This window comes from Vibrio ichthyoenteri ATCC 700023, assembly GCF_000222605.1.
Taxonomy (GTDB): Bacteria; Pseudomonadota; Gammaproteobacteria; order Enterobacterales; family Vibrionaceae; genus Vibrio; species Vibrio ichthyoenteri.
In genome coordinates this window covers 42,757-55,024 of the sequence record NZ_AFWF01000069.1, presented here as the reverse complement: position 1 = coordinate 55,024, position 12,268 = coordinate 42,757, and the positions used below count along the sequence as shown (strand labels likewise).

The 12,268-nt window shown below is 45.5% G+C and carries 11 protein-coding genes and 1 pseudogene; 5 read left to right on the top strand and 7 right to left on the bottom strand.

From position 1 onward, the window contains the following. Nucleotides 1–366 precede the first annotated feature (366 nt). Complete coding sequence (locus tag RH85_RS06340; protein WP_006711381.1) at nt 367–825, bottom strand: YaiI/YqxD family protein; 459 nt, start codon at nt 823–825, stop codon at nt 367–369. Nucleotides 826–1,236: 411 nt separating this feature from the next. Here RH85_RS06340 and RH85_RS06335 point away from each other — a divergent pair, with 411 nt between their 5' ends. Beyond that, on the top strand, nt 1,237–2,541 hold the full coding sequence (locus RH85_RS06335; RefSeq protein WP_006711380.1) for a dicarboxylate/amino acid:cation symporter: 1,305 nt from the start codon (nt 1,237–1,239) through the stop codon (nt 2,539–2,541). 110 nt (nt 2,542–2,651) lie between these two features. Here RH85_RS06335 and RH85_RS06330 read toward each other — a convergent pair whose 3' ends face one another. From RH85_RS06330 to RH85_RS06315, 4 genes are all read right to left on the bottom strand, one after another. After that, nucleotides 2,652–3,029 (bottom strand): YkvA family protein, encoded by a 378-nt coding sequence (locus RH85_RS06330; RefSeq protein ID WP_039948769.1) that lies wholly within the window; start codon nt 3,027–3,029, stop codon nt 2,652–2,654. A gap of 219 nt (nt 3,030–3,248) precedes the next feature. After that, a complete protein-coding gene (locus tag RH85_RS06325) occupies nt 3,249–4,373 on the bottom strand; it encodes a M20 family metallopeptidase (protein ID WP_006711378.1) in 1,125 nt (374 codons plus the stop codon). A gap of 9 nt (nt 4,374–4,382) precedes the next feature. Continuing rightward, nucleotides 4,383–4,850: a YjiG family protein gene (locus tag RH85_RS06320; RefSeq protein ID WP_006711377.1), complete on the bottom strand. Its 468-nt coding sequence runs from the start codon at nt 4,848–4,850 to the stop codon at nt 4,383–4,385. Further along, nucleotides 4,850–5,575: a nucleoside recognition domain-containing protein gene (locus RH85_RS06315; protein ID WP_006711376.1), complete on the bottom strand. Its 726-nt coding sequence runs from the start codon at nt 5,573–5,575 to the stop codon at nt 4,850–4,852. Before RH85_RS06315 ends, RH85_RS06320 begins: the two co-directional genes overlap by 1 nt. A 535-nt stretch (nt 5,576–6,110) precedes the next feature. On the opposite strand from RH85_RS06315, the gene nhaD reads away from it, so the two are divergent. The 4 genes from nhaD to RH85_RS06295 all read left to right on the top strand — a co-directional run bounded on the left by nhaD (nt 6,111) and on the right by RH85_RS06295 (nt 10,023). Further along, complete coding sequence (gene nhaD, locus RH85_RS06310; RefSeq protein ID WP_006711375.1) at nt 6,111–7,544, top strand: sodium:proton antiporter NhaD; 1,434 nt, start codon at nt 6,111–6,113, stop codon at nt 7,542–7,544. A 205-nt stretch (nt 7,545–7,749) separates the two neighbouring features. Continuing rightward, nucleotides 7,750–8,079 carry a hypothetical protein gene (locus tag RH85_RS06305; protein ID WP_006711374.1) on the top strand — a complete coding sequence of 110 codons (330 nt, stop codon included), beginning with the start codon at nt 7,750–7,752 and terminating at the stop codon, nt 8,077–8,079. 142 nt (nt 8,080–8,221) lie between these two features. After that, the gene (locus RH85_RS06300) at nt 8,222–9,418 is read left to right on the top strand and encodes a DEAD/DEAH box helicase (protein WP_006711373.1); all 1,197 of its coding nucleotides are present in this window, start codon (nt 8,222–8,224) and stop codon (nt 9,416–9,418) included. A 41-nt stretch (nt 9,419–9,459) separates the two neighbouring features. After that, on the top strand, nt 9,460–10,023 hold the full coding sequence (locus RH85_RS06295; RefSeq protein ID WP_006711372.1) for a class IV adenylate cyclase: 564 nt from the start codon (nt 9,460–9,462) through the stop codon (nt 10,021–10,023). Between the two features lie 242 nt (nt 10,024–10,265). On the opposite strand, the gene RH85_RS06290 is transcribed toward RH85_RS06295, so the two are convergent. Both RH85_RS06290 and RH85_RS06285 read right to left on the bottom strand, forming a co-directional pair. Next, nucleotides 10,266–10,739, bottom strand: a complete 474-nt coding sequence (locus RH85_RS06290; protein WP_006711370.1) for a methylated-DNA--[protein]-cysteine S-methyltransferase — start codon at nt 10,737–10,739, stop codon at nt 10,266–10,268. After that, nucleotides 10,736–12,117 (bottom strand): annotated as a pseudogene (locus RH85_RS06285) (DNA-3-methyladenine glycosylase 2 family protein). The gene RH85_RS06290 and the pseudogene RH85_RS06285 overlap by 4 nt, the downstream one beginning before the upstream one ends. Nucleotides 12,118–12,268: the final 151 nt, after the last annotated feature.

Below are 12,268 nucleotides of genomic sequence, written 5' to 3'. Positions count from 1 at the left end.
TTGGGCAAATGTTTCCCATTTGTTTTCCACTCTATTACTCCTTGGAACCGCAAATTACATATCGCCACACCGCTTAAAAAATATTCAATTTATAGTTTTTCACAACAATACAAGGAGATAGTTTGAGATTCAGTGGAAACTTTTTAGAAATGAGGCCAAGAACCAAAATTTGTAGCACTGATTTTACGATTCACAGAGATACATCACTCTGTTCCAAGAGATGCCTATGTTTTAGAAAGGATGTTGATAACAATACGGATGTTCAAGGGTGTTATGGCATGAATGCCTGATGGTTAGAACCAAGCTTTAACCCAACCTCGGTGTAGAGGCTGGATGTTAGCCAGTAAACAGCTTGAATTTTAGCGGTTATTTTTGCGCCCTTTGCCACTGCACCAACCATTTGTCGAGTTGGTTAGCGAACTGCTGGCGATCGGCTTGGTTTAGAGGGGCTGGGCCACCACTTTGGATGCCACTGCTACGCATCGTTTCCATAAAATCACGAATATTCAGGCGTGACTTAATGTTCTCTTTGGTAAACAATTCTCCACGTGAGCTCAATGCATGACCCCCTTTGGTAATTACCTCGTCCGCCAAAGGAATATCACCGGTAATAATCAGGTCACCAGCCTCTGTGCGTTTGACAATCTCATTGTCCGCGACATCAAACCCAGCCTCTACCTGCAAACTAGTAATATTTGCCGCTGCAGGGGTGCGAATAAACTGATTTGCCACGAAGGTGACTTCTACACCAGTACGTTGAGCGGCACGAAACAGTACCTCTTTGATGACTACCGGACATGCATCGGCATCAACCCAGATTTTCATATTAATTCCACTTATTTAGTTTGATTAAATTGTAACGGTTCAATGGCGGTTTGTCTCACAGTTGTTGGCTCCATTCAGTGGCCGTTCATCCCCGCATAGGGCAATAGTATCCATTGCTAATGAAGCCGTAACAAGGCAGCTATTTCATAAACTTAGCAAGGCTACGTTGCTTATTCTGGCGTTTATTGGCGCATTTTTACTTTTTGGTGATCAATTCTTGCTACTTTAAAGTTTAATTTGATAGTTTTGTATTTATAAATCGATCATTTTTTGTTAATCATCACACTTTTATGGTGATTTAGATCACATCTGAAACCCTAAACCAACAGTTTTGCTTTTTGATTTACCAACTCCACTGCTAACCTCCCGCACCTCCCCATTGAAGGGGTATAACTATAAGGAGTGTTCTAAATGAATACCAAGAAACCGATGTCGCTAACCGGCCGCGTGATTCTAGGCATGGTTGCGGGTATCTTGACGGGCTTCGCTATTCGCGCCCTGTTTGCTGATAATGGATTTATCGACGAGTACATCGTAAACGGATTATTTGAAGTCGGCGGACAGATTTTTGTCGCCAGCCTAAAAATGTTAGTCGTACCACTGGTGTTTGTATCACTCGTGTGTGGTACCAGTTCCCTAAAAGACCTTTCAACCCTCGGCCGTATGGGCGGAAAAACCTTAGCGTTCTACATCGCGACAACGGCAATCGCCATCACTCTAGCGCTAACCATGGGCACCTTATTCCAGCCAGGCTCTGGGGCCGATCTTACCGCTGTTAGCACATTTAAATCTGCTGAAGCGCCATCGCTTGGACAGGTGATCATTGATATGTTCCCTACCAATCCAATCAGTGCAATGGCTGAAGGCAAAACCCTACAAGTCATCGTGTTCGCGGTGTTATTTGGTATCGCCATTAGTGCTGCAGGTAAGCCAGGCGAGCGAATTGCCGCATTCTTTACTGATCTCAACGAAGTGATCATGAAGCTGGTTGCGATCTTGATGAATCTGGCACCATTTGGGGTGTTTTTCCTCATGGCCAAGCTCTTTACCGACATCGGCCTCAGCGCGATTATCAACTTAGCTGAGTACTTCTTGGTTCTTGCCGGTACACTTCTATTGCATGGTTTAGTCACCTACAGTGTGATGTTGAAAGGCTTCACCGGCCTTAGTCCGCTTACCTTCCTACGTAAAATGGAAGATGCCATCATGTTCGCCTTCTCAACGGCATCTTCAAACGCAACCATTCCGGTCACCATGGAAACCGCGAAACATCGCATGGGCGTGGATAACCGAGTTTCTTCGTTCACCATTCCACTCGGGGCAACCGTTAACATGGATGGCACGGCCATCATGCAAGGCGTAGCAACGGCGTTTATCGCTCAAGCGTTTAACATTGATCTCACCATGGGCGATTACCTGATGGTGATTCTAACAGCTACGTTGGCATCGGTGGGTACGGCTGGCGTTCCGGGCGTGGGATTAGTCATGTTGGCAATGGTGCTTAACCAAGTCGGCTTACCGCTTGAAGGTATTGCGCTGATTATGGGTGTTGACCGCCTGCTGGATATGATCCGCACCGCGGTGAACATTACCGGTGATAGCGCAGTAACCATTATTGTGGCGAAATCTGAAGGGGCATTGAACGAAGAACGCTTTAATGACCCATTAGCGGGGGCTTCAGAAGAAGAGGTTCATCTCGCCAAGCGCGAAGCGTAAACAATCACGCGTAACAGAACCACTCGTAACAGAAAATAGTTATCGCACGTAGCGATGACCCAACAAAAAATCCACCTTCGAGTAAGGTGGATTTTCATTTTAGTGCAGCGTTAATCAGCTTTGACTGACGGTTCATGCAGCGAGTGCCACTTATCACGCGCCGCTTGTTCATGTTGGTCGGTAATCGCCGTACCCACTGAGTTTGCTGCAAGCGTCATTGCGGCCATATCATCTGTAAAACCGACACCAGCCAGCACATCTGGCACCATATCGACAGGTAGCACAAAGTAAGCCAGAGCACCGCCAAGTATCGCCTTATGACGTACCGAAGTTTGAGAGTCTGTCATTGCTAACCAAGATTTAATTCCGGTCACCGCAATCTCTTCCCCTAACTTTTTACTTGAGCGCTTCACTTTACGCCAAAAGGTCATTTCATCAGGGGCAGGTTGTTGCTCTTGAAGCAACTCGAGCGTTGGCTCTGCAGGCATCCCTTTCTGCTCAATCGTTGAGTTCATGTTCGCCTCCTTTATCATTTAGCTATCGTTTAATTAAGTCGATAAACTTAATTATAACACTGACTCTATTGATGACAGTTTAACGTCGCGTAGATGAACCGAGGATTAATGATAAAAAAATCCCCCAACCGAGGTTGAGGGATTGTATTTAGGGGAACAGGTTTAGCCATTTAAGCGGTAGAACAAACGCGCTTATTTCGCTAGCTTCTCAAGTACGCGCATGAGCATGCGGATACGTGGCTCGATAGATTCCAACAACAAGTATTCTTGATCACTATGGAAACCAGCACCTACAGGGCCAAAACCATCTAGCGTTGGAACGCCAAGAATCGCCGTGTTGTTCGCATCTGAACCGCCGCCAACTTCTTTCCAGTTGATCGCGATTTCAAGCTCAGCTGCAGACTCTTCTACCAAGGCCATTAGTGCTTCAGTCAGTGGACTTGCCACCATTGATGGCTTATAAGACTCACGTTCCATCGCAATAGAGACACCGTCAACAAAAGGCGTTTCAAGCATTGCACGTAGTTTAGTATCAACGTCGTCGTACTCTTCATTGCTCCAGAAGCGTACGTCAATCACCGCTTGCGCATGCTCAGGAACGATGTTTGCACCAGCACCACCCGATACCACACCAACGTTTAACGTTGTGCCTGACTCAAAGTTGGTCATCGCGTTGATCGCAAGAATCCAGTTTGCCATCTCAGTGATTGCGCTACGGCCATTTTCAGGTTCGTTACCAGCGTGAGCTGCCACACCTTTAAAGGTAATTTTGTAACCTGCCATGCCTTTACGCGCTTTCACTAAGCCGCCGTCTGCACGAGCCGCTTCTGCAACCAAAACGTTTTTCGCGTTTTTCGCCACAGACTGAATCCACTCAACTGAATCCAGTGAGCCGGTTTCTTCGTCTGGGTTCATACAGATGCAGATAGACAGTTTGTCTAATACCGCCTGGTCTAGGTTGCGCATTGCGTAAACGATGTTTAGTAGGCCAGATTTCATATCTGAAACGCCAGGGCCGTACGCTTTTTCAGCATCGTTGGTCATTGGACGTGCTGCTGCCGTACCAACAGGGAAAACCGTATCCATGTGGCCAATCATCATGACATCGATGATTTCAGCGTCTGGTTTATTACGGATTTCTAAGCCAAGGCCAGCTTTACCACAATCAACACGTTTAACGCTCCAACCTGCCATATCAGCAAATTTCGCTTCAAACTGAGTAGCGATAAATTCGATACCTTCAACCGTGTAAGTGCCACAATCCACATCAATCAGTGGGCGAAGCTCTTCTAGGTAGTCATTTAGAGAAAAATTCATAATCAATCCTTACACAAAAAGATTCATTACTAGCATTGCGCCAAATGCGTTTAGCACAGAGATAGCAATCATAACTGGGATGTAACGACCTTCTGTACCGATAGGACCCATGATGCGGCCCATGTACTGGACTTGTGAACCCATTAGGTAGATAGCCGGAGCTAGAATCGCAATGTGTGCACCGTTTAAGATACCTTGGTCAAATAGCGTGATTACTACGCCTACAGCGCCGCCCATCGACATCCACGCACCAATAAGTACTGCTGCAGCTTCACCTGGGAGGCCGAAGATCGCCATGATAGGAGAGAAAACCGTACCCATTAGATCCAAAGCACCGGTAATTTGTAGCGCTTTAATGATAACGAAAGCCATCAATACGTTTGGCACAGTTGATGTGGTTGCAATAACCCAACCTTTTTTAGCGCCTTCAACAAAGATATCAGTAACCATTGGTTTTTTAGGTTGAACTTCGCTCATTATGCTTTCTCCTCTTGTAGACGTGCTGCTTCGTTTTTGTCTTCTTTGCCTTCAGTGATATTTAGGTAGATGCGGAATAAGTTAGCGCCTACAAACTTGAATACAAACATCACTGCAACAGCAAGACCAATTGAAGAGGTTACTGCCATTGAGCCATCCGCTAGTGTTAGCGTAAATAGCACAGCACCTGATGAGAAGAAGTTAACGATCGCTGCACCTGCAGTGAACTGGAACATGGTAAATACGTCAGTTTCACGCTTCGTCAAACGGCCTTCGTCTTTTAGTTGACGAGTCATTGCCGCACCAGCATCTGTACTTTGTAGTGATGCGATTAGTGCTAAACCTGAGCTGCCAGGGATACCCATAAGAGGACGAAGTAAAGGAGTAAGCAGTTTACGTGCAGCATCTAGTGCGCCGTAGTGCTCAAGTACATTGATTACGCCCAATGCGAACATAACCGTTGGGATTAGCGTTAGTGCGAAGATGAAACCATCACGAGCACCGCTGCCGCCTTTACCACGAAATGATGTCATGGTCGCTTGAACACCATCGGCGGTTTCTTGCACGCCGTATGCCACGCTACCGAATGCGCCATTTAGCGTTGTAAAGTCGAAAACACCGTACCATTCGTTCGACTGCATAGCACCTGAGAAAAACACAACAGCGAATGCGAGTGCGACATAGCATCCCCATGTCACCTTGCGATCTATATTGGGAGTGGACATTTTTTACACCTCAAAATTTTTAGGAACAGACCTCGCGATTTTGGGGTAATTGCTGTGCTAGAAATCTGATCCGTATCAATGCCTCATCCGTTCTGTTTACAAACTGCAATTTAGTGTCACATTTTGTGACATCACGCATATATAGCCAGATGTCAGAACCAAAATTCATAACAATGCCGATGATAAATGTTCATAAAATTACTGATTTCTATTAAATATTTTATTAAGGGTAACCATATTCCACCTACCTCACAGACAGCAGCAGCAAAATTCTTTAGCATATTCCGTTGTCTAATTTCGCGCCGAGGCCGCAAAACTAACCCTCTACAATGATTCAAATTTAGTGATAACAGCAAAACTTGAAGAAAGTAAACACGTCCCATAAGGGTGGAGTGGTAATGCCCCCCTCCCAACAAGGACACTTAATTTCAGTTTGGCGATATCACTCATGCAGCAAGCTGTGAGACTGCATCAATAATCTTTGATTCGAGCGCAAGGAAGTATCTACATTTCGAATTATCAAGGAGTTGAAGTAATGAAAAGCTTGTGGCTGACTTTTGTCACCTTTTTACTAATGCCAACCAGCGCATTCGCCTCTGGCAGCAGTACCGATCCGCTACCTCTCACACAATCGAGCATTGGCTATGTCGCCTTACTCATTTTTACCATTGCCTATGCACTGGTCATGCTCGAAGAATATTTACAACTGCGCAAATCCAAACCCGTGTTATTAGCAGCAGGCATTATCTGGGCCATGCTCGGTTATATTTACTCGCAGCATGACCAAATTGATGTTGCTAAAGCGGCACTTGAGCACAATTTGCTTGAATACGCTGAGTTGCTGCTATTCCTATTGGTCGCGATGACTTACATCAATGCCATGGAAGAGCGTAAATTGTTTGACGCCCTCCAAGCATGGATGGTGGGCAAAGGGTTCGACTTTCGCACGCTATTTTGGTTGACGGGTATCCTTGCCTTCTTCATTTCACCGATTGCCGACAATTTAACGACGGCGCTTCTCATGTGCGCCGTGGTAATGAAAGTTGGCGGCGATAACACACGCTTTATTAACCTTGCCTGCATCAACATTGTCGTCGCAGCCAATGCTGGCGGCGCATTTAGCCCATTTGGCGACATTACTACCTTGATGGTTTGGCAGGCAGGGCACGTCTCCTTCTCTGAATTTTTGCCACTCTTTGTGCCCTCCGTAGTGAGTTATGTGGTTCCAGCGATCATCATGTCGCGCTTCATTCCACAAACAAAACCAGATGTGGCGCATGTGCACGTAGAATTGAAGCGTGGTGCACGTCGAATCGTTTTATTGTTTATCTTAACCATTGCTACCGCTGTCGCGTTCCATGCTGCACTGCACTTCCCGCCGGTGATTGGTATGATGATGGGACTTGCTTACCTTCAGTTCTTCGGCTTTTTCTTGCGTCGCACACTAAAACGTTCGCTAAAGAGAAAAGCACTGATGGCGATTGCCAATGGTGATGATCATGCTTTAAAACGTTTAGGCTCAGTAGTGCCATTTGATGTGTTTCGCCGAGTCTCCCATGCGGAGTGGGACACGCTGTTGTTTTTCTATGGCGTGGTGATGTGTGTCGGTGGTTTAAGTTTAATTGGCTATCTCAACTTAGTCTCTGAAGTGATGTACCTCGAATGGAACCCAATTTGGGCTAATGTGATGGTTGGAATCCTTTCCGCGATTGTCGACAACATTCCCGTGATGTTTGCCGTATTAACCATGGAACCCACTATGTCGATGGGGAATTGGTTACTCGTCACATTAACCGCTGGTGTAGGCGGCAGTTTGCTCTCAATTGGTTCAGCCGCAGGCGTGGCTCTAATGGGCGCCGCACATGGCAAATACACCTTCTTTGGTCACCTCAAGTGGATGCCCGTCATCGCCCTTGGCTACGCTGCTAGTATCCTGACCCACTTATGGATGAACAGCACATTGTTCTAGTCCTCCGCCTATCAAAACATCCGTTTTGAATTTACCTACATAAAGCTTAATAAAATTAGCCAGTTAGTACTAACTAACTGGCTAACCCCGACGATTCTTTCTCTAAAACGGGAAAAATAGCCAATTTAGACAATACTCAATAAGAGATTTTTGAATCTACTTCACTGAAAAACCATCGACATATTTCAACACCAAGAGGCCTGCTATGACTCATACTTCTACGCTCGTTGCTCTTATTGCTGCGCTATTTTTCACTTCCACCACTCTTGCTTCTCACCACGGTGAAACTAGCGACATGAGCCTTGAAGCATCCAAACAACAAATGAAGGACAAAGGTGATAAAGCCATGTCCGATACCATGAGCAAACATGAAGGCGAGATGAAAGAAAAAGCTGCAAACATGGAGAAAGAAATAACGTGTTCAGACGACAAGGCGCATGGTAAGTGCGATGAAATGCAAAAGAAAATCGACGAACACAAGCACGATAAAGACAAAGCAATGAAAGAGATAAAATCCAACGAGAATATGTTCTAAGCAAGACCGAAACGATCTGCGCCGAAACATCGATTACCCGTTACGTCATTTATCTCGTAACAACTCTGTGATCTTCATGCTAAACTCAGCGCGTTAATAAGGGGCAACAGCCCCTTTCCACTTTTTGATGCAGAGTTCAATCATGCCATTTTCTAAACTTGGTTTAAGCCAACCAATCACAGACGCACTAAATCAGCTTGGCTATAACAAGCCAACCTCTATTCAAAACAAAGCGATTCCTGAGATTTTAAAAGGCCAAGATCTACTTGCGGCAGCGCAAACAGGTACCGGTAAAACAGCCAGCTTCGTATTACCTATTTTAGAAAAATTGAGCAAAGGTGAAACTCAGCGTAAGAAACGCATTCGTGCCCTGATCCTAACACCAACTCGTGAACTAGCATGCCAAGTGGAAGAAAAAGTCCGTGACTACGGACAGCACCTACCACTCACATCGCTAGCAATGTACGGTGGTGTGGATGAGAAACCACAAAAACAAGCCCTGATTGAAGGTGTCGATATTCTCGTCGCCACTCCGGGCCGTCTATTGGATTTATACGGTAAGCACGCCGTGCATTTTGACGAAGTCGAAATGCTGGTACTCGATGAAGCTGACCGCATGCTCGATATGGGCTTCATTGAAGACATCAATAAAATCCTCGACCGTTTACCTACCGATATTCAGCACCTACTGTTTTCGGCCACTCTGTCAAACAAAGTTCGTGAACTCGCTAAGACCGCTGTTTACAACCCGTTTGAAATTTCAATCGCCGCTAACCAAGCATCAAAAAAAAGCATTGAGCAGTGGTTGATTGCGGTTGATAAAGATAAAAAATCGGCACTGCTAAGCCACTTAATTAAAGAGAACGACTGGGATCAAACATTGATCTTTATCGAAACAAAACATGGCGCGGCGAAACTGGCGCAACAGCTAGAAAAACGTGGCATTGAAGCGGAAGCATTCCACAGTGGTCGCAGCCAAGCGGTACGTTCACAACTGTTGCAAGATTTCAAAGCAGGTAAGATTAAGTACATGATCGCAACGGGCGTTGGTGCTCGTGGTATTGATATTGAAGGTCTAACTCGCGTAATTAACTACGATTTACCCTTCCCAGCCGATGAATACGTTCACCGTATTGGTCGTACTGGTCGTGCGGATGCCAGCGGCGAAGCGATCTCATTTGTTTCTCGTGATAACTTCAAAAACCTATGCATGATTGAGAGCCGCTTAGGTCATCTGCTTGAACGTCGTGAAGTGGAAGGATTTGTGCCTGCAAAACCGCTACCAATTTCGATTTTGAACTATGTTCCAATGCATAAGCGCCTAAACAAAGACGCATAGATAGCGACGCATATATAGAGACGCATAGACAAGGACGTTTAATGAGCCACGAACATTTTAAGGGCAAGTACGAGGTAGAGCTAAAATACCGCGTGGCTTGCCCGCAAGATTTTCATACCGCATTGCAGCACATCGAGCATGAGGTGATGGTCTTTGAAAATGCAGAGACAGATTGGTATTTCGACACGCCCCAACAAACGCTCAAAGCACAAAACAAAACCATCTCTATCCGTGAAATGGAACCTTCCGGTATTAAGCTATGGATCGTTAAAGGCCCTGAAGCCGATCGTTGCGAAGCCACCAATATCACCAATTCAATTGCCGCTAAAAGCATGCTGGAGAATATGGGTTATCAGGTGAGGGTTATCACGCAAAAAATACGCAGTATTTATTTTGTTGGTGCCTTTCACATCACCTTTGATTATCTGCCTAATATCGGCCACTTTGCTGAATTTGCCATCATGACCGATGATGAAGCGGCATTAGATCGCTACCGCGATCAACTCCATAAGTTAGCCGCAAAATTTGGCTTAAATGATCAGCATTTAGAAACCCATTCTTATCTTGCCCTATTTGAACAACTCAGCACCAACAAGCTGCAATAAAATCGTGCGAGATCAACGCGAAGGTTCACAAGAGAGCTTAGACTGTCTGTCTAGTGATAGAAGGGAAGCACGATGTTTAAATGTGGTCAGTGTCGGCAGTTCAGCCGGGCGCGCGATAATCTGAAAGATTTGTGTGAAGCTTGGCAACAACCTACTTTAGCAACCCGCGCCGCTTGTGAATTTTTCAGCTCAAAGAAACCGTTATTTGACCCCAATGAATACCCCGTGAACAAAAGCAAAGCCTAATAGCCCTGCTCTAGTTTAAGCAGTGCCGCTTTTCGTGCGACGCCGCCAGCATAGCCAGTGAGCTTTCCATTTTTACCAATCACGCGATGGCAAGGCACAATAACAGATATCGGATTTTTCCCATTAGCTAAACCGACCGCGCGCACCGCTTTAGGGTTACCAATCGCATTGGCTAACTGCTGATAACTCCACGTTTCACCAAATGGTATCGTCGTTAACGCTTGCCAAATTTGCAGCTGAAATGCCGTACCTTTAGCAGCAAGAGGCAAGGTAAATTGGTTGCGTATCCCCAAATAATATTCTTCAAGCTGCTTCGCGGCCTCCAGCAAATGGACGAATTGATCATCTCGTACGCCTAAATCCTCGGGTAAAGTAGTATTTTCTTCAAACCAAGCTCCAGTGATCCCATCCTCATTGGCTTGCAGAGTCATTGGTCCCAGTGGAGACTCAATGATTGTGTAGTGTTTCATACTGTGTGACTCCATAAATGAAACGTCGCGTAGCTGCCGAACGGTGCGACTGATGTGGCATTAATATTGGGAAATTGAACCATGGCTTTTTTGACCACGAGATCGCCATCTAAAAATCGATCTGGCTGAGAAAGACCACGCAAAGCGGCATAGTTAACCGTCCATGGGCCAATTCCTTTTAATGCCAACCATTGGCTAAAATCTGCATCAGGTTCGCTTATCATCAGCTCAGAAAAACGCTTTAGCGTCTCTTTACGACTTTGTGGCATACGTAAGAAGTTTAAATCCGCTTGAGCGACTTCTTGTGCAGTTGGAAAATGTGTTATTCCAAGCGGTTGCAACGTGTGAGCCAATAAATTCAGTTGATTGATCGCCGCTTTGATTGAGACTTGTTGACCTAATATTGCCCGAACACCCGCTTCCCAAACATTCCAAACTCCAGGAATACGCAAACCTGAGTGTTTAACCAAACAAGGTTCAACTTGTTGAAAATGGGCCTCAATCACCTGAGTATCAACATCTAAATCCAGCATCCGCCGTACTTGATTAACTAACATCTTCATTTGGCTGATATCAGACAATTCAAACTCCAGCAGCACCTTTTGTGGCTTGCGGCCAAAATACACCGTAAATTGGCCGCTGGCTTCACCCAATTGGACGCGACGCTGGTAGCGCTGTGTTCACCCACCCATTCCAGTCCTTCAATAGCCCGAAGGCGATAAAAGTCTAAAGCGTATTGCCAAGCAAACGCCCCTCGGTAACTCAATTCAATGGTGTGTTTTTCGGTGGGTAAATGGGTCGCTCTGCGCACTTCACTTGGCGTTAGATTAAGCGCTTTACGAAATGCATCGTTAAAACGACGGGTACTATTAAATCCACTCGCAAAGCCAATATCCGTAATGCTCATATTACTTGAATGCAAAAGCTGCTTGGCAAACATCAACTGATGGTAAAGCGCGTATTGCTTCGGCGCCATACCTAACCTTTTCTGAAATAGCTGGCGAAGATAACGATCGGTAATACCTAGCCGATCGGCCAGCTTGTTCAAACTGCTGTTTTGTAACTCACCTTGCTCAATCAATTTCAATGCGCGCTCAAATGAAGTCGCAACCCCCTGCCATGCCCATGAATGGGGGGCGCTGTCAGGTCGACAACGTAAGCAAGGACGATAGCCAGCATGCAGCGCTCGCGCAGCATCGGCAAAATATTCCACATTTTCTTCTTTGGGTAAATTGGCGGGACAGATAGGACGGCAAAAAATTTTAGTGGTTTTTACTGCCACAAAAAAATGCCCATCAAAACGAGCATCACGCGTTTCTCTTGCGAGCTGATATTGCTGTACCTGCTGATCTTGTGAGCTTAGAACCAAGTGATTCATGCTAATTTTCTCGTGGCTTATTTTTGTTAAGTTTACCTGTTGCCGACCAGTTTTGTAGCCAAAACCGGAACTCAATATAAAACGGTCAATCACTTAACTGATAAATTAAACACCTAGTTGCTTATCCAATAATCATTGGCTAAATTTATTT

What these genes read in the sequence shown, in the direction of transcription:
- RH85_RS06295 (WP_006711372.1), top strand. Translation starts at nt 9,460, where the DNA reads ATGAGCCACGAACATTTTAAGGGCAAGTACGAGGTAGAGCTAAAATAC.
- RH85_RS06330 (WP_039948769.1), bottom strand. Translation starts at nt 3,029, where the DNA reads ATGCCTGCAGAGCCAACGCTCGAGTTGCTTCAAGAGCAACAACCTGCC.
- RH85_RS06315 (WP_006711376.1), bottom strand. Translation starts at nt 5,575, where the DNA reads ATGTCCACTCCCAATATAGATCGCAAGGTGACATGGGGATGCTATGTC.
- RH85_RS06305 (WP_006711374.1), top strand. Translation starts at nt 7,750, where the DNA reads ATGACTCATACTTCTACGCTCGTTGCTCTTATTGCTGCGCTATTTTTC.
- RH85_RS06290 (WP_006711370.1), bottom strand. Translation starts at nt 10,739, where the DNA reads ATGAAACACTACACAATCATTGAGTCTCCACTGGGACCAATGACTCTG.
- RH85_RS06335 (WP_006711380.1), top strand. Translation starts at nt 1,237, where the DNA reads ATGAATACCAAGAAACCGATGTCGCTAACCGGCCGCGTGATTCTAGGC.
- RH85_RS06340 (WP_006711381.1), bottom strand. Translation starts at nt 825, where the DNA reads ATGAAAATCTGGGTTGATGCCGATGCATGTCCGGTAGTCATCAAAGAG.
- RH85_RS06325 (WP_006711378.1), bottom strand. Translation starts at nt 4,373, where the DNA reads ATGAATTTTTCTCTAAATGACTACCTAGAAGAGCTTCGCCCACTGATT.
- RH85_RS06320 (WP_006711377.1), bottom strand. Translation starts at nt 4,850, where the DNA reads ATGAGCGAAGTTCAACCTAAAAAACCAATGGTTACTGATATCTTTGTT.
- nhaD (WP_006711375.1), top strand. Translation starts at nt 6,111, where the DNA reads ATGAAAAGCTTGTGGCTGACTTTTGTCACCTTTTTACTAATGCCAACC.
- RH85_RS06300 (WP_006711373.1), top strand. Translation starts at nt 8,222, where the DNA reads ATGCCATTTTCTAAACTTGGTTTAAGCCAACCAATCACAGACGCACTA.